The organism is Hydrophilobacter chitinilyticus (assembly GCF_049860745.1).
In the GTDB taxonomy this organism is placed as follows: domain Bacteria; phylum Pseudomonadota; class Gammaproteobacteria; order Burkholderiales; family Burkholderiaceae_C; genus Rhodoferax_B.
Window position 1 is genome coordinate 2,345,462 of the sequence record NZ_CP187561.1, and the last position, 17,806, is coordinate 2,363,267.

Consider the following 17,806-nt stretch of genomic DNA (forward strand, 5'->3'; position numbering starts at 1 on the left):
CGGCCGCCGTGTATCTTGTCTGTAGGACCAGCGCTTTGCCGAGGCTTGCATCGGTCAATTTCAGGTAAGCTTATGTAACGATTTGATCTTACGGGTTTTGCCGCACACCGACCATCCGCAGGAGGCTTTTGCCCATGTCTGAGCAGGGAGAACAAGAGCGACTGAACGCCTTGCGCCGATACGCGGTTCTGGACACGCCTCCCGAAGTGGACTTCGACAGACTGACCGAGCTCGCCGCCAGCATTTGCGAGGTGCCTATGGCGGTGGTGTCGTTGGTGGACGAGCACCGGCAATGGTTCAAGTCGACTGTGGGCGTGGATGTGAAGGAGACGGCGCGAACGGTTTCTTTCTGCACCCATGCCATCGAGGGCCGTGGCGCGTTTGTGATCCCCAACGCCACCGCCGATGCGCGGTTTGCGCAAAGCCCACTGGTCACCGGCACGCCGGGCATTCGCTTCTACGCGTGTTTTCCATTGGTGTCGTCAGATGGTTTTTCGCTGGGCACCTTGGCGGTGATGGACTTCGTACCCCGTAGCTTGACCGCAGCCCAGCTCAGCGCGCTCGAAACCTTGGCCCACCAGGTCATGGTGCAATTGGAATACCGGCGCCAGCGGCTGGCCATGCTGGCCTGGGCCGCAGAGCGTGAGCAGTTGCTGGTCACGCTGCAGCAGAACTCCGAGGTTTTGAAGATTGCCGGCCAGGTGGCGCGCGTGGGCGGCTGGTTGGCCGATCTGGCACACGGCACGGTTTTTTGGTCGCCAGAGGTGGCCGCCATCCACGAAACCGATGCGCAAACCTTTTCTTTTGAACAAGCCCGCGATTTCTATGCACCCGAGTACCGCGAACGGTTGGTCGAGCGGTTCCGCGCCTGCGCCAACGACGGCGTGCCGTTCGACGAAGAAATGGAGTTGGTGACTGCACGTGGCAACCGCGTGTGGGTACGCACCATCGGCCAGCCCGGCGACCGGCGCAACGGGCAGATCGTGCAGATGAAGGGCGCGCTGCAGGACATCACCGAGCGCAAGCTGACCGAGCAATCCTTGACCGCCAGCCAGCGCCGGTTTCGTGAGCTGGCCGACGCCATGCCGCAAATCGTCTGGACCGCCAAACCCGATGGCACGGTGGATTACGCCAACAAGGCCATGTTCAACTATGTGGGCATCACCCACCGCAACGTTGCTGAAATTGGCTGGGTGGAGGCGCTGCACCCCGATGATGTGGAGGCGACGCTTGCCGCCTGGGCTGCGGCCGTGCAGTCGGGGGAGCCCGTGGCGCTCGAGTACCGATTGAAGCAGGCCAGTGACCAACAATACCGTTGGATGCTGGTCAAGGCCGAGCCTATCCGCGACGACGAAGGCCAGCTTGTCAACTGGTACGGCACGGTGACCGACATCCACGACCGCAAACTGGCCGAGCAGCAGGCCGATGCCCTGTCTCGGCGCCTGACCACCACGCTGGAGAGCATCACCGACGGTTTCTTCACGGTCGACAACGACTGGCGCTTCACCTATGCAAACCCCGAAGCCGAGCGCTTGCTGCAGCACACCCAGGCCGAGGTGCTGGGGCAAAAAGTGTGGGAGATGTTTGGTGGATCCGTGGGCTCGGTGTTCTACGACGAATACCAGCGGGCCATGACCACGCGCCAAACCGTTGGCTTCGAGGCGTGGTCCACGGTGCGGCATTGCTGGTTTGAGGTGCGGGCTTATCCGTCTGATGAAGGCCTGTCGGTCTATTTCCGCGACGCCACCGAGCGGCACCAAAGCATTGAGCGGCTGCGCATCAGCGAAGAGCGCTTCAAGATTGTGGCCAAAGCCACGGCTGGTGCCGTATGGGACTGGGACTTTCAAACCGGCCATATCTGGCGCAACGAAGGCTTTCACAAACTCTACGGCTACGACGCCGGTGCCAAGGACGACAACGTTGATTCCTGGACCGACCGTGTGCACCCCGACGACCGCGCCCGCGTGCTGGGCGGCATTCGGGCGGTGATCGACAGCAACGCCACCGAGTGGGAAGACAACTTCCGGTTCCGCCGCGCCGATGGCAGCTACGCCGACGCAATGGACCGTGGCGTGGTGATCCGCGACGCAGCGGGCAAAGCCATTCGCATGGTGGGCGGCATGGTGGACATCACCGAACGCCGCCGCGTGGAAGAGGTGACCCGGCGCGAAGAGCGTGCACGCGCGAGCATTGTGAAAACGCAGCAGGAAATCGCGTCCGCTACGCTGGAATTGAGCGCCTTGATGACGCTGGTGGCCGAGCGCGCCAAGGATCTGGTGGGCGCCACGGGCGGTGAGGTCGAACTGATCGAAGGCGACGAACTGGTGTGCCGTGGAGCGGCCGGGCGGACCACTCGCAAGATCGGCCAGAAATTTCTGATGCAAGGCAGTCTTTCCGGGCTGGCGCTTGAACAAGGCGTGGTGCTGCGCTGTGATGATTCGGAGCTGGATCCGCGCGTCAACCAGGCGATCTGCCGCGAGGTGGGGATTCGCTCATTGTTGGTGGCGCCCCTGCGCGTGGGCAACACTGCGATTGGTTTGGTGAAGGTGGTGTCGCCAGAGACCTTTGCGTTTGGCGCGCGCGAGGTGGACCACCTGCAGATTCTGGTGGAGTCGCTCGGTGTGGTGATCGAGCGGCAACGTTTTGCCGAGCGGCTGGAGAGATCGGAAGCCCAGTACCGACTGTTGTTTGACGGCAGCCCTTTGCCGATGTGGGTGTATGACATCCACAGCTTTCGCATTCTGGCCGTGAACCGCGCGGCGGTAGAGCTCTACGGCTACAGCCGCGAAGAGTTTCGAACCATGCGTTTGCACGACTTGTGGCCGCCAGGGGTTGAAGCGGCGTACGACAGCTTGCTGCGCGCGATTCCGCCGCAGTCCAAAACCTTCGGGCATTTGCGGCAGCACCGGCAAAAAAACGGCGCCATCATTGACGTGGAAATCGCGGGTGATGCCATAGAGTTTGGTGGGCACTTGGCACGGTTGTCGTTGGTGAACGATGTGACCAAGCGGCTGCTCGCCGAGCGTGAATTGGCGCGTGTGAGCCGTGCCCAGAAAATGTTGAGCGCGTGCAACGAATCGTTGATTCGTGCCGAAGATATGCAACTGCTGCTGGAGCAGATTTGCCGCATCACCGTGGCTATTGGCGGCTATCGCATGGCCTGGGTGGGTTTGGCGCGGGACGATGCGCGCAAGTCCATCGAACCCGTGGCCTTCTTTGGCGAAGGTACGGCCTTTCTGAAGGACCTGGAGCTGTCGTGGTCCAGTGATGTGCCGCTGCGCATGGGATCGGTGGGCCGGGCATTTGCCACGCGGAAAATTGTGGTGGTGGAAGACGTGGCGCAAGACGAGCGGGTGCGGCCGTGGCGCGACCAGACGCTGGCCCATGGCTTCCGTTCGGTGGTGAGCTTGCCACTGGTCAACCGTGATCAAAATGTGGGCGTGTTGGTGCTGTATTCGTCAGAGGTGACCCACGTGCCCGAAGAAGAACTGGTGTTGCTCGGAGAGCTGGCCAACGATCTGGCTTTTGGCATTGGCAATCTGCGGGCACAAGACGATCAGCGGCGCCTGCAAGCGTCGTTGCGCAAGATCGCTTCGGCGGTGTCGACCCAGTCGGGCAAAGATTTTTTTGCCGAACTGGCGCTGAACATGACCGACTCCGTGGGCGCTTATGCCGGCTTCGTGGCCAGAGCTGAAGCGGGTGGCACCTCGGGGCGCGTGATGGCAGGCGCAGTGGCAGGGCAGGTTACCGGCGCTTTTGACATGAGGCTGCAAGGCACGCCGTGCGAGACCCTGGTGACCCACCAGAGCTGTGTGGTGCGCCGCCAGGTGGGGCATGCCATTGCCCAGTCGACGCCGTTGGCAGAGCGCCTGGGCTCGGTGGTGTGTGAAGGCTTTGTCGGCATTCGGCTGACCACCGCCGCCGGTGATGCGCTGGGCATGTTGTTCGTGTTGTTTCGTGCGCCGCTGGAGGAGACCGATGCCATCTTTTCCACGCTGCAGATCTTTGCTGCACGCGCCGAAGGCGAGATGCAGCGGCTGGAATCCGATGCGCAATTGCGCGACCAGGCTTCGCTGCTGAACCGCGCGCAAGACGCCATCATGGTGCGCGGCATTGACCACAGCATCATCTTCTGGAACCGCAGCGCCGAGCGTCTGTATGGTTGGAGCGCCGAGGAAGCCATTGGGCAGTCGATTGCCACGCTGCTGTACACCGACCCCACGCATTTTTTCCGCGCCACGCACGCCGTCATGACCACTGGCGACTGGACCGGCGAAATCGAGCAACGCCGCAAAGACGGTACGTCCATCACCGTGGAAGGCCGTTGGAGCCTGGTGCGTGACGAAGCCTGCGAGCCCAAGTCCATCCTGGCCATCAACACCGACATCAGTGAACGCAAAAAATCTGAACATGCCGTGCACCGCCTGGCGTTTTATGACCCGTTGACCGGTTTGCCGAACCGGTTGTTATTGACCGAGCGCTTGAACCAGGCCATCGCCATGAGTGCGCGCACCCAACAGCGCGGTGCGCTGCTGTTCATTGACCTGGACAACTTCAAGACGCTGAACGACACCTCGGGCCACGACAAAGGGGACGAGTTGCTGGTGCAGGTGGCACAGCGCCTGCTGGACTGCGTGCGCGAGAGCGATACCGTGGCGCGCCTGGGCGGTGACGAGTTCTTGGTGATGCTGGAGGGCCTGAGCGAAGAGGTGGCCGAAGCCACCGCACAGGCCAGCGCGGTGGGTGAAAAAATTCTGGCCCTGCTCGACAAACCGTACACCCTCAGCGGCTACCAACACCGTTGCACATCGAGCATTGGTGTGGCGCCGTTTCTGGGCCACGATGTGAGCGTGGGAGAGCTTCTTAAACGTTCAGATCTGGCGATGTACCAGGCCAAGGACGCGGGGCGCAATACGTTGCGCTTTTTCGACCCCGGTATGCAGGAGGCGGTGTTCGCCAGGGCCGGCATGGAAAGCGATCTGCGCCAGGCACTGGTGAACCAGGAGTTCTTGCTGCACTACCAGCCGCAAGCCAGCATGGACGGCCGCGTCATCGGCGTGGAGGCCTTGATCCGCTGGAAGCATCCGGTGCGTGGCCTGGTGTCGCCCGCGCTGTTCATTCCGGCAGCTGAAGAGAGTGGCTTGATTCTGTCGATAGGGCAGTGGGTGCTGGAAACCGCCTGCCGCCAACTCGCCAGTTGGGGGCGCATCGAGACCATGCGCCACCTCAGCATGTCGGTGAACGTGAGCGCCAGGCAGTTTCACCATCCCCACTTTGTGGCACAGGTACTGGACGCGTTGCAGCGCACCGGCGCTATGCCGCAAAACCTCAAGCTAGAACTCACCGAGAGTGTTTTGGCCGATGACATGGCTGCCCTCGTCCACAAGATGAGCCAGCTTCAAGACGTCGGCGTGGGCTTTTCTCTGGATGACTTCGGCACCGGCTACTCGTCGCTGGCCTACCTCAAACGCTTGCCACTGGACCAGTTGAAGATTGACCAGTCGTTTGTGCGCGATGTGCTCACCGACCCGAACGATGCCGCCATCGCCAAGACCATCGTGGCCCTGGGCAAGAGCCTGGGCTTGAACGTGGTGGCCGAGGGTGTGGAGACGGTGGAGCAGCGCTGCTTTCTGGTTGAAAGCGGCTGCCACGGATTTCAGGGCTACCTGCTGAGCCGGCCGCTGCCGGTGGACCAGCTTGAGGTGTTTTTAGGTGACGCTGAATAAGTTGCCTCGGATGGCCGCGCCCTGACGTGGGAGGGACTGCTAGGCGCAAATGCTCGCCATAGCCCGTGCTATGGCGAGCATTTGCAACGCCGCAGGCTGCCCACGCCAGGGATGCGGGCGCCGAGCGAAACTTGTTCTGCGTTGCCTTAGGCTCGCTCTAAAACCTTGCGCATGGCAAAGCGGTTGAGCTTGACGCCGTTGCGTACCACCACTTGTTCTTCTTCCACACGGTAGCCGTGTTTCTCGAAAAACGGCCGCGACACCAAGCTGGCCTCGGTGAAGAGTTCGGCAACACCCGCTTGGCGTAACGTCGCCTCGGCGTGCGCATAGAGCGCACTGGCCACGCCGTGGCGCGCGTAGCGCGGCGCCGTGAACAGCAAGTCGATGTGGCCATTGGCCTCAAACGAGAGAAAGCCGGCCAAGCCACGTTCTGATTCAGCCAGCAAAGTGGTCAGCCCCTGCAGGCGTGCCGCCCAAACATTCAAATCGGGTGGCTTGGGGGCCCAGGCTGCACGCTGACTCGGGCCATAGTGGGTGCCGGCGAGGCCGTGCACGGCGTCGGTGAAAACGTTGGCCACAGCCGCTAGATCTTTGGCCTTGTATTGGCGCAGGTGCAGGGTGGTGGTGTCGTGGTGCGGCGCAGGTGTGAGTGGTGCCGGCTGTGTGGTGCCGGTGGGTTGCTGGGGCTGGTGCGGCGGTAAGGGCAGGGGGGTGTAGCCCGACAGGCGTGCATCCAATGCGGCCATCTCAGACGTCAGGGCATCGGCTACGTCATCGAAGTTCATGCCCGCGCCGTCGGTGGTGACGGGGGCTTCCCCCAGCATCTCCTGGCCAATGGCACGCAGTTCGGCGACCGGTGACTGCACCAGCATGCGTCCGGCGCGCGCCAGAAAATCGGGGGTGGCGGTCAGCGGCACCAGGCGCAGCCAGTGCAAGGCTTCGTCCATGCGGCCCACTTCAGCCAGCATGCCGGCGTAGTTGAACTGGCCACGGAAATCGCCGCCCTCGGCACCCTTGCGGTAGTACGCCATGGCGGTCGGGCGGTCTTTGGCGGTGGTGCGGCCATCTTCGTAAAAGCCGCCGATTTTGGTGAATGACTTGGCATGGCCCAGGCGCGCGGCCTCTTGGTACCAGCGCAAGGCCTCCACATCGTCGCGTGGCACGGCTTGGCCCGAGGCGAGTTGGTTGGCGTAGTTGTACATGCCGACGTCCAGCCCCTTGCGGGCCGCACGGGCATACCAATCGGTGGCGGCGGGCAGATCAACCGGGGTGCCCCAGCCGTTTTCGAGGCAGCGCCCAGCCATGTTCATGCCCATGGCATGGCCCTGGAAGGCCGACTTCTGGAACCACTTGAAGGCTTCTTCCGGGTTGCGCTGCAAGCCTTGGCCGTCGAGCAGCCACTGGCCCAGAATGGCCTGCGCATCCGCGCTGCCCAAACGTGCGGCGGCAAACATCCAGGCCGCCGCTTGCAGCGGTGGGGCTGACAGCACGGCGCTCCATTGGGTGGGGCTGATCCGGGCCAACTCCTGCGAGGTGGTAGGGACAGGGGGCAATGCAGATGAAGCCGAGGTGGGCGAAGGTGTGGGCGTTGGAGACGACATGGCAAGCGGGCCGGTGCAAAGCTGAGGGAACGACGGAAATAGGTCGGAAATAGCTCTGATTATCGGGGGCGACTTGCGCGGAGCGGTGATCTATTAGTGATCACTGGCGTGCTGCCGACTCGCTGCGCGTTTGTGGTGCGCTTTTATGCGCCGCGGCGAAGGGCGACGCCGTGTGACGCGTTACTGCGTCTTGACTTTTTCGACGCTGCAAGCCGCGCGGATCAAGCGCTCCGTGGGGTTGGGCTGCATGTCTTTGAACAGCAGCCTGGGTGTGTTCGGCTCCACGTAGTTCACCACGCGGGTGTCGCCCGTCCACAAGGCTTCGGTGTAGTACTGCAATTGCTGAAAAAGCCCTTCTTGCTGCGGGCAATCGACCTTGATCCAGCCAATGTACGAGCGGTAAGTCTGGCCGTCGAAAGCCTCACGGGCTTGAGAGCGGTTGACGCGCAACTGCAGCGACCCGGTGGAGCCGTTGAGCGAGACGGAGTCCACTCTCACCTGGACGGAGTCGCGGTCGGCGCGGGTGGGGTCGCCCGTGAGCGTGAGCCAAAGCGGGTCGGCGTGAAGTGAACCTGCGCCCAACGCCAAGGCAAGGGCAAGAGAGGGGGCGAGCAGGCGCATTCAGGTCAAAAGCGGTTGGAGAAGGGGGGCAGGGTTTGTGTTGGTGCAGCAATTCACAGAAAACTGCGCTTCATTGTGCGTTATTTGGCAAATATTTGCGCAAATAACTTCGGTCAATGGTTGCTTTTTGGCGCATGTAATGCTGGAGGCGCCCGCTGATTTCGCGCTTGAGACGGCTATAGCTGAAACGCCACGGCCAGCAGCAGGCCTTCACTCAGGTCGCGGGCGATGCCGGGCCGGGTGGGCTCGAACGGCAGGCAGCGATGTCCGAGGTTGGTGATCCAGTCGGCCAACCAGCGGATGTCGTCGGGGCTATAAAAAACCACAGCATTCTCGTGGTTCACCAGCAAGCTGCGTTGGTCCAGGTTGATGGTGCCGCACAGGGCCAGGTCATCATCGACCACCACCGCCTTGGCGTGCACCATGCTGGGCAACTCCAGGAAGCGCACACCGGCATCCGCCAGATCGCGCATGGCACGGCCACGCGCGAAGTCGGCCAGATGGTGGTTGGATTGTGCGGGCAGCACGATGGTGATTTCGACCCCACGCCGTGCAGCCGTGCGAAACGCATCGCGCAGGCGGTCGCCGGGAATGAAGTAGGGCGTCACAGCCAGAATGCGTTTTTCGGCACGAAAACACGCGGCCACCAGCAGCGTGAGAGCCGTGTCTTCGGTTTGATCAGGCCCGCTAGGCAGGAACTGTGTGGCGCTGCCGTGCGGCATCTCCGGTGCGCGGCCGATGGCGCGCGGTGGCAACTGGCGTACGCTGGCCCAGTCTTGCTCAAACTGATGTGCGGCAGCTGCGGCCGAGCCGCCTTGCAACGTGAACGACAGGTCAAGCCAGGGCGGCTCGCCGTCGGTGCCCATAAAATATTCGGCCGCGAGATTGCGGCCACCGGCCCAGAGCAAAACGTCATCGGCAATCACCAGCTTGCGGTGGTTACGCAGATTGCCTTTGCCACGCACGCGCAACTTCAGCAATGGACGAAAAACGGTGACTTTGCCGCCGGCCTGGCGCAGGGTGTCGAAATGGCGACGCGAAAGTTTCAGGGCACCGAAGCCGTCCAGAATCACCCGCACCACGACGCCGTCGCGGGCGCGCGCCGCCAGCCGCGCAATCGTCTCGTCGCCCATGGCGTCGTGGCCGATGATGAAAGTGCACACGTCGAGCCGCGTGCGTGCGCTGGCGATGACATGCCATAGGGCGTCGCGTGCGGCCAGCCCGTCGCGGTGAAACACCACCGTGCCCACGCTCGGCGGTGCCAGGTCAAAACTTTCGATGAGAGAGGCCGCCCAGTGCGGCGCCACGGTGGGCGGCGGATGGCGCGGACGCCGGGGCGGACCTGCGGGGCGTGTTTTGCGTTGGCCAAACAGCAGGTAAAGCGGCAGCACAAAGTAGGGCAACAGCAGCAGCGCCACCACCCAGGCGATGGCGGTGGTGGGCGCGCGGCGCTCCTGGTGCATGCGGGTGGACACCACGTACACCAACACCGCCAGCACGCTGAGCAGCAGGTGCAGCGTGGGAGAAGGCAGCCACGCCGCCAGACCTTGTGAAGTGCTGGCGGCGCGGTAGGGGATCAAGTGTTGCCCCAGACCTCTTGTGCCACTTCAACCACCAGGCGCAGCTTGGCGCGCTGGGCTTCCACGGCAATGTTGTTGCCGTGCACGGTGCTGGAGAAACCGCACTGGGGTGACAGCGCCAGTTGCTCCAGCGGCGCGTATTTGGCGGCTTGTTCGATGCGGCGCTTGAGTTCGTCCTTGTCTTCCATCTCGCCGAACTTGGTGGTCACCAGGCCCAGCACCACGGTCTTGCCCTTGGGCAGGTAACGCAGCGGCTTGAAGTCGCCCGAGCGGGTGTCGTCGTACTCCAGAAAGTAGGCGTCGAGGTCCATCTCCTTGAGCAAGGCTTCGGCCACGGGCTCGTAGTTGCCCGCAGCGGCATGGGTGCTCTTGAAGTTGCCACGGCACAGGTGCATGGCCAGCGTCATGCCTTCTGGCTTTTGTGCCACCACCTTGTTGATGAAGGCGGCGTAGCGGTGTGGCAGCTCGTTCGGGTCGTCGCCACGTTGGCGCGCGGCTTCGCGCATTTTTTCGTCGCACAGGTAGGCGAGGTTGGTGTCGTCCATCTGTACATAGGTGCAACCGGCGGCGGCCAGGCTGCGCAGTTCGTCGCCGTAGGCCTTGGCCACGTCGTCGTAAAAGGTCGGGTCCAGCTCGGGATAGGCCACCTTGCTGATGCCGGCGCGGCCACCACGGAAGTGCAGCATGGTGGGCGAGGGGATGGTCACCTTGGGCGTGTTGCCGGCCGACACCTGGCTCTTCAAGTATTGGAAGTCCGCCAGTTGAATGTCTTTGGCGTGGCGCACCTTGTCGGTCACACGCATCACGGGCGGTGCCAGGGCCACAGAACCATCACCGTTCAACACCGTGACCGGAATGTCGGCTTGCACACCGCCCAACTGTTCCAGAAAGTCGACGTGGAAATAGGTGCGGCGGAACTCGCCATCGGTGATGCTTTTCAGGCCCACGTCTTCCTGGAACTTCACGATCTCGGTGATCGCGCGGTCTTCTACCAAGCGAAGCTGTTCGGGGGTGATCTGCCCCTTGGCTTTTTGCTCGCGGGCTTCAAGCAGGTACTGGGGGCGGAGGAAGCTGCCGACGTGGTCGTAGCGGGCTGGGAGGTGATGCATGTGTGCTCCTTGATTGTTGTTGAGGACGATACAAATTGCGTCGCGATATTAATCCAAGGTCCAATCCAACGTGGTGAGCACAGTGCATAGGTTGCCATAACAACTGCACCATGCAAACAGGCGCCACGGAGGCGCCTGTTTTCGTTGGTGTCCTGCAACTGAAACGTTGCGCTCCTGCGCTTTACGCCGCTGCGGCAGCCGGTTGTGCAGGCGCTTGTTCAGCTGCCAGCAGCTTGTCGAGCAAGCGGCGCGATTGCACACCGCCCGAGTCGATGTTCAGCATCAACAGGCGGCGGCCTGGGTTGCGCAACAGGTTGGCTTGCTGGGCTTCCAGGATGTCGGTGTCTTCCGAAAAGACGTTCCCTTGCCCGGCTTTGATGGCAGCCGTCAACTCTTTGTCATGCGGCTTGAAGTTACGCGCCATGCCCCAGAAATACCACATGGTGGTTTCGGTTTCGGGCGTGCAGAAGTCCACCACGATGCTTGACACCTTGTGTGCGGGGTCAGCGTTGTAGCCACCCTTGCCGGCGTGGGCCACGCCCACTTCAATCATCACGTGGCAAGGTGGCGTGAAGCGCGAGATTTGCCAGCGGTCCACCGGCACGTCGTCGGCCAGGCCGTTGCCGCGCAGGTTGGCGCGCCAGAAGGGCGGGGCCATCACGCCGTCCATGAAGCGGCTGGTGCTGACCACGCCGTTTTCGGTCTTGGTGGTCACCGGCGCTTCGTCGATTTCTTCCTGGCCGATGCTGCTGGTGTGCACATAGGTCTCATGGGTCAGGTCCATGAGGTTGTCGATCATCAGGCGGTAATCGCACTTCACGTGGTACAGGCCACCGGCGTAGGCCCAGTCTGGGTTGTCGGCCCACTCCAGGTGGTGGATGAGAGCGGGGTCGGCTTTTTCGGCTTCGCCAGTCCACACCCAGATGAAGCCATAACGCTCCACCACGGGGAAGCTGCGAATGGTGGGGAACGCGTGCACGCGTTGGCCGGGCATGGAGACGGTCTTGCCGTCGCAGCCCATCTTCAGGCCGTGGTAACCACACACCAGTTCACCTTCACACACTTTGCCCAGCGACAACGGTGCGCCACGGTGCGGGCAGAAGTCATCTAGAGCCACCACCGCGCCTTTGCCGTCACGGTAGAAAACAATCTTTTCACCGCAGACCTGGCGACCCAGGGGTTTGGTGGCAATTTCATCGGGGGTACAGGCAACGTACCAGGCGTTTTTTGGGAACACGTGGATCTCCTTTTGTGTGTTTCGTGGTGGGCTGTTTTGTTACAGAAAGAAGGTCGAAAAAGACCGTCTACACACAGCTCGCAGTGCAAATTATCCAGATTTTTTTGTTGATGTATACATAGAAAATACATAACTAACAAAAACACTCGAAAACTAGGGTAAACGCTGATTAAAAATAGCCGTTGTAGAGTGATTTTGGCTTTTGTGGATGGTCCAATGTACACATTAAGAATCCACGATGTGTGCTAAAAACTTGCCTATGGATACATTTGTTTCAGGTGGCCTTGAAACGCCGGAGGCTGGCTCCTCTCAGGCGGTCAAAACCCAACTGCGTTTGCGCGAAATGATTCTGGGTGGAGAGTTGCCCGGTGGCGCACGCATTGCCGAGTTGGCCATCGTGGAAAAACTCGGTGTATCCCGCACGCCCATTCGCGCCGCCCTCATGCGCCTGGAGCAGGAAGGTCTGCTGGAAGCCTTGCCCAACGGCGGCTACGCGGTGCGCACTTTTTCTGAGCGTGACGTGACCGAGGCGATTGAACTGCGCGGCACGCTTGAAGGCCTGCTGGCGCGCCTGGCGGCCGAGCGCGGCGTGGTGCCGGTATTACTGGGCGAGGCGCAAACCTGCCTCGACGGCATAGATGCGGTGCTGGAGATGACGGCACTGAACGAAGAAGCCTTTTCGCGCTACGTGGCGCTGAACGAACGCTTTCACCAACTCATCTCCGAAATGGCCGGTAGCGCCGTGATCGCCCGCGAGCTGGAACGCGTGGTGAGCCTGCCGTTTGCCTCGGCCTCGGCCTTTGTGGTGGTGCATGCACACACGCCCAAGGCGCGCGACATGCTGGTGGTGGCGCAAATGCAGCACCGCCTGGTGCTGGAAGCCATTGAACAACGCGAGGGCGCACGCGCCGAAGCACTGATGCGCGAGCACGCGCGCATTGCCAAGCGCAACCTGCGTGAAGCCGTGCAACGGCGCGAGTTGCATCACGTGGCGGGTGTCCGCCTGATCCGCAAGCGCGACTGAGTTTTTAGACATGCAACGCATACGTATTGTCCCCGTACCGACCCGGTTGCCTGCCGCCACAAAATGCGAAACCCTGTAGGGCTGACTACGGTTTTTTTGGATTCCGTCCAGAGCACTGGTTGGATGTCGTTTTTGCTTTTACTACCCCTAGGAGATGACGAATGAAGAATAAATGGTTGTTCAGTGCACTGGCACTGTCCGTCTCGGCATTGACTGCCACCAGTGCTTTCGCGCAAGAAACATTCAAGATCGGTCTGGTCTTGCCCATGACCGGCCAACAAGCCACCACGGGCCGCCAGATCGAAGCCGCTGCACGTCTTTACATGGCACAGAACGGCACCACCGTGGCTGGCAAGAAGATCGAGCTGATCGTCAAGGACGACACCAGCCTGCCAGACGTCACCAAGCGCCTGGCGCAAGAACTGGTGGTGAACGACAAGGTCAACGTGCTGGCGGGCATGGGCATCACGCCTTCGGCCATGGCCACCGCACCGATTGCCACGCAATCCAAGACGCCCTTGGTGGTGATGGCTGCGGCTACCTCCAGCATCACGCAAGCTTCGCCTTACATCGTGCGCACCAGCTTCACGCTGCCGCAAGCCTCTGTGGCGCTGGCCGACTGGGTGCCCAAGAACGGCATCAAGAAGGTTGTGACGCTGGTGAGCGATTACGGCCCAGGCATCGACGCTGAAAAGTACTTTAAAGACCGCTTCATCTTCAACGGTGGCGAAATCGTGGAATCGCTGCGCGTCCCGATGCGCAACCCCGACTTCGCACCGTTCCTGCAAAAGGTGCGTGACGCCAAGCCAGACGCGCTGTTCGTGTTCGTGCCTTCCGGCGCTGGCGCAGCGGTCATGAAGCAGTTCCTGGAGCGCGGCATGGACAAGGCAGGCATCAAGCTGATCGGCCCTGGCGACATCACCGATGACGACCAACTGAACGACATGGGCGACGGCGCGCTGGGTGTGGTCACCTCGCACCACTACTCGGCAGCTCACCCTTCGGCGCTGAACAAGCAGTTCGTGGAAGCCTTCGAGAAGGCCAACAAGGGCCTGCGCCCGAACTTCATGGCCGTGGGTGGTTATGACGGCATGCGTGTGATCTACGACGCTTTGAAGACCACCAAGGGCCAAGGCGGCGGCGACGCGCTGCTGGCCGCCATGAAGGGCCAACTGTTTGAGAGCCCACGCGGCAAGATCTTCATCGATGCGCAGACCCGCGACATCGTGCAAGACATCTACCTGCGCAAGGTCGAGAAGAAAAACGGCCAGCTCTACAACGTGGAATTTGACGTGATCAAAGACGTCAAGGATCCCGGCAAGGCCAAGTAATTTGGCGATGTGGGCCGGCGCCTTCCCGGTGCTGGCCCACCGTGTTTTCTGCGTTTCTGGTATTTCTCTCGTGTTGGTTTTCGCTTTTTCCAGCTAACGGCTCGCCCCACGGGCCCCGCAAATGTTTCTCTCATGTTGACCATACTCTTTGACGGTATTGCCTACGGCATGCTGCTATTCGTGCTGGCGGTAGGCCTGGCCGTGACCATGGGGCTGATGAACTTCATCAACCTGGCGCACGGTGCCTTCGCCATGGTGGGCGGCTACACCACGGTAGTGCTGATGCAGCGCTTTGGCGTGCCTTTCCTGCTGTGCCTGCCTTTGGCCTTTATTGTTTCCGGCTTGCTGGGTGCGGTGCTGGAGCGCACGCTGTACCGACCCATGTACCGCCGGCCCCACCTCGACCAGGTGTTGTTTTCCATTGGTCTGACCTTCATGGCCGTGGCCGGCATGGACTTCTTCATGGGTTCATCGCAGCAAATCATGCAATTGCCCGAGTACCTGAAGGGCCGCACCGAACTCGACACACCGCTGGGCCTGTTGGGCATGGGCCACTACCGCCTGTTCATCATTGCCGTGTGTGCCGCACTCACCGTGGCGCTGCAGTTCATCCTGGCGCGCACCCGCTTCGGCAGCCGCCTGCGTGCGTCGGTGGACGACCAGCGTGTGGCCGCCGGCCTGGGCATCAACGTGAACATCGTGTTCTTGTCGACCTTTGCCGTGGGCTCCGGCCTGGCGGGGCTGGGCGGTGCGCTGGGCACCGAAGTGCTGGGCCTGGATCCCACCTTCCCGTTGAAGTTCATGATTTACTTTTTGATCGTCGTTGCCGTGGGCGGCACGTCGAGCATCACCGGTCCCTTGCTGGCGGCCTTGCTGCTGGGCATTGCCGATGTGGCCGGTAAATATTACGTGCCCAAACTGGGCGGCTTTATTGTGTATAGCCTGATGATTGCCATTCTGATCTGGCGTCCGCATGGTCTGTTCTCGCGCTTGGGAGGCAAGGCATGAAGACGACTGCAAACAATCTTGCTGTGTTAAACGGCTCGCGCTGGCGCCCGTGGGAACCGGTGTTGTGGCTGCTGGCCTTGGCCGCGCCCCTGCTGTTCCCTAGCCACGCGCTGATCGTCAACGAAGTCGCCATCGTGGCGCTGTTCGCCATCTCGCTCGACCTGGTGCTGGGCTACACCGGTATCGTGTCGCTGGGCCATGCGGCGTTCTTCGGCATGGGCGCTTATGCGGCCGGCCTGTTCGCCAAACTGGTCATGCCCGACCCCATCGTGGGCCTGCTGGTGGCCGTGGTGTTGTCTACTGCGCTGGGCGCCATCTGCAGCCTGACCATCATGCGCGGCACCGACCTGACGCGCCTGATGGTGACGCTGGGCGTGGCCCTCATCCTGGGTGAGATTGCCAACAAGTACTCCGACTTCACCGGCGGCGCCGACGGCCTGCAAGGTGTGGTGATGGGCCCGGTGCTGGGCCTGTTCGAGTTCGACCTGTACGGCAAGGTCTCGGCCTGGTATTCGATGGCGGTGTTGATCGTGTTTTTTGTGCTGGCGCGTCGCCTGGTGCATTCGCCGTTTGGCGCTACGCTCAAAGTCATCCGCGACAACCGCCTGCGTGCCATGGCGATTGGTGTGCCGGTGCTGTCACGCCTGGCCGTGGTCTACACCATTGCCGCCGGCGTGGCCGGTGCTGCAGGAGCCTTGTTGGCGCAGACCTCGGGCTTTGTGTCGCTCGACGTGTTTGCGTTTGACCGCTCGGCCGACGTCATGCTGATCCTGGTGGTGGGCGGCGTGGGCTGGTTGTACGGCGGTGTGACGGGTGCGATTGTGTTCAAGCTGATGCAGGACTGGCTGTCGTCGATCACGCCGCAGTACTGGACCTTCTGGCTGGGCCTGTTCCTGGTGGTGTTGGTGATGGTGGGGCGTGAGCGTTTGCTGAAGCCTTCGAGCTGGTTGGGAGGACGCAAGGCATGAGCACCGCAGTGAAAACATACGACGACCAAGCCGAAGTGGTGCTCAGCGCCCAAGGCCTGGTGAAGCGCTTTGGCGGCATCACCGCCACCAATAACGTCACGCTGAACCTGCGCCGTGGTGCACGCCACGCGCTGATCGGCCCCAACGGCGCGGGCAAGACCACGCTGATCAACCTGTTGACCGGCGTTTTGTCGGCCACCGAAGGGCGCATCGTGCTCGAAGGTGAAGACATCACCAGCCTGGCGCCGTACCAACGTGTGCGCCGGGGCATGGTGCGCACCTTCCAGATCAACCAGTTGTTCGACAGCTTCACGCCGCTGGAAACGCTGGCGACCACGGTGTCGCAACAGCGTGGCCTGGGCACCAAGTGGTGGCAACCGCTGGGCGGCAACCGCGCGGTGATGGAGCGTTGCGAGCAGTTGCTCGAGCAGTTCCACCTTACCGGGGTGATGCACCAGCAAACCAATGTGCTGGCCTACGGCAAACGCCGCCTGCTGGAGATTGCGATTGCGCTGGCCTGCGAGCCGCGTGTGTTGCTGCTCGATGAACCGGTGGCCGGTGTGCCGGCCGGTGAACGCGAAGAGCTGCTGGCCACCGTGGCGGCCTTGCCGGCCGACGTGTCAGTGCTGCTGATCGAGCACGACATGGACCTGGTGTTCAGCTTTGCCAACCGCATGACGGTGCTGGTGAATGGCACCATGCTGACCGAAGGCAACCCGGAGCAGATCGCCAACGACCCGCAGGTCAAGGCGGTGTACTTGGGCCACGGCGAAGTCGCCGGCCATACCCACCCAACATCGAATCCCACGCAATCCCAGGAGCAGGCGCATGTCTGAGTTGTTGAAAGTCGAAAAACTCAGCGCAGGTTATGGCGAAGCGGTGGTGTTGAACGATGTGTCGTTGACACTGAACGAAGGCGAAACCCTGGCGCTGCTGGGCCGCAACGGCACCGGCAAAACCACGCTGATGAACACCATTGCGGGCGCCACGCGGCGCCATGCGGGCACCATCACGCTGGGCGGCATTGCGCTGCACAAGCTGGCACCGCATGAACGTGCCGCCGCCGGTATTGGCTGGGTGCCGCAAGAGCGCAACATCTTCAAGTCGCTGACGGTGCACGAGAACCTGACCGCCGTGGCACGCCCCGGCCGCAAGGGCAGCACCAGCCCTGTCTGGACGCCGGAGCGGGTCTACGAAATGTTCCCACGCCTGGCCGAGCGCAAAACCAACCTGGGCACGCAACTCTCGGGTGGTGAGCAACAGATGCTGGCCGTAGGCCGCGCCCTGGTGTTGAACCCCAGCCTGCTGCTGCTGGACGAGCCGCTCGAAGGCCTGGCGCCGATCATTGTGGAAGAGTTGCTGCGCGCGATTGCACGCATCACCCGCGAAGAAGGCCTGAGTGCCATCATCGTGGAGCAGCACCCGCAGGCGATTTTGGCGATCTCGCACACTGCGGTGGTGCTGGACCACGGCACCGTGGTGCATACTGATTCGGCCAAGACGCTGCGCGAGCAGCCTGAGTTGCTCGACAAGCTGTTGGGCGTGGCGCGCTAACGTTAAGCTGACTCAACGCTAAAGCAAACGGGCCAGGTGTGACAACA

At 62.0% G+C, this 17,806-nt stretch carries 12 protein-coding genes; 7 read left to right on the top strand and 5 right to left on the bottom strand.

What is annotated here, in order from left to right; genetic code table 11:
• Positions 1–134 precede the first annotated feature (134 nt).
• Positions 135–5,726 (top strand): PAS domain S-box protein, encoded by a 5,592-nt coding sequence (locus ACPWMG_RS10495; protein WP_483304583.1) that lies wholly within the window; start codon positions 135–137, stop codon positions 5,724–5,726.
• A 146-nt stretch (positions 5,727–5,872) separates the two neighbouring features.
• Here the strand turns inward: ACPWMG_RS10495 and ACPWMG_RS10500 are convergent, their stop codons facing one another.
• The 5 genes from ACPWMG_RS10500 to ACPWMG_RS10520 all read right to left on the bottom strand — a co-directional run bounded on the left by ACPWMG_RS10500 (position 5,873) and on the right by ACPWMG_RS10520 (position 11,874).
• Complete coding sequence (locus ACPWMG_RS10500; protein WP_483304584.1) at positions 5,873–7,327, bottom strand: GNAT family N-acetyltransferase; 1,455 nt, start codon at positions 7,325–7,327, stop codon at positions 5,873–5,875.
• Positions 7,328–7,507: 180 nt separating this feature from the next.
• Positions 7,508–7,948, bottom strand: a complete 441-nt coding sequence (locus ACPWMG_RS10505) for a surface-adhesin E family protein (protein WP_483304585.1) — start codon at positions 7,946–7,948, stop codon at positions 7,508–7,510.
• 176 nt (positions 7,949–8,124) lie between these two features.
• Complete coding sequence (locus tag ACPWMG_RS10510; RefSeq protein ID WP_483304586.1) at positions 8,125–9,528, bottom strand: phospholipase D-like domain-containing protein; 1,404 nt, start codon at positions 9,526–9,528, stop codon at positions 8,125–8,127.
• Positions 9,525–10,637, bottom strand: a complete 1,113-nt coding sequence (locus tag ACPWMG_RS10515) for a 5-methyltetrahydropteroyltriglutamate--homocysteine S-methyltransferase (protein ID WP_483304587.1) — start codon at positions 10,635–10,637, stop codon at positions 9,525–9,527. Before ACPWMG_RS10515 ends, ACPWMG_RS10510 begins: the two co-directional genes overlap by 4 nt.
• Positions 10,638–10,818: 181 nt before the next feature.
• Complete coding sequence (locus tag ACPWMG_RS10520; protein ID WP_483304588.1) at positions 10,819–11,874, bottom strand: aromatic ring-hydroxylating dioxygenase subunit alpha; 1,056 nt, start codon at positions 11,872–11,874, stop codon at positions 10,819–10,821.
• Between the two features lie 259 nt (positions 11,875–12,133).
• Here ACPWMG_RS10520 and ACPWMG_RS10525 point away from each other — a divergent pair, with 259 nt between their 5' ends.
• From ACPWMG_RS10525 to ACPWMG_RS10550, 6 genes are all read left to right on the top strand, one after another.
• Positions 12,134–12,898, top strand: coding sequence for a GntR family transcriptional regulator (locus ACPWMG_RS10525; protein ID WP_483304589.1), 765 nt, complete (start codon positions 12,134–12,136; stop codon positions 12,896–12,898).
• Positions 12,899–13,059: 161 nt separating this feature from the next.
• A complete protein-coding gene (locus tag ACPWMG_RS10530) occupies positions 13,060–14,229 on the top strand; it encodes an ABC transporter substrate-binding protein (protein ID WP_483304590.1) in 1,170 nt (389 codons plus the stop codon).
• A 132-nt stretch (positions 14,230–14,361) separates the two neighbouring features.
• Entirely contained in the window at positions 14,362–15,237 is an 876-nt protein-coding gene (locus ACPWMG_RS10535; RefSeq protein ID WP_483304591.1) for a branched-chain amino acid ABC transporter permease, read from the top strand.
• Positions 15,234–16,205, top strand: coding sequence for a branched-chain amino acid ABC transporter permease (locus ACPWMG_RS10540; protein WP_483304592.1), 972 nt, complete (start codon positions 15,234–15,236; stop codon positions 16,203–16,205). Before ACPWMG_RS10535 ends, ACPWMG_RS10540 begins: the two co-directional genes overlap by 4 nt.
• The gene (locus tag ACPWMG_RS10545) at positions 16,202–17,041 is read left to right on the top strand and encodes an ABC transporter ATP-binding protein (RefSeq protein WP_483304593.1); all 840 of its coding nucleotides are present in this window, start codon (positions 16,202–16,204) and stop codon (positions 17,039–17,041) included. Before ACPWMG_RS10540 ends, ACPWMG_RS10545 begins: the two co-directional genes overlap by 4 nt.
• Positions 17,034–17,759: an ABC transporter ATP-binding protein gene (locus ACPWMG_RS10550; RefSeq protein ID WP_483304594.1), complete on the top strand. Its 726-nt coding sequence runs from the start codon at positions 17,034–17,036 to the stop codon at positions 17,757–17,759. The genes ACPWMG_RS10545 and ACPWMG_RS10550 overlap by 8 nt, the downstream gene beginning before the upstream one ends.
• Positions 17,760–17,806 lie beyond the last annotated feature (47 nt).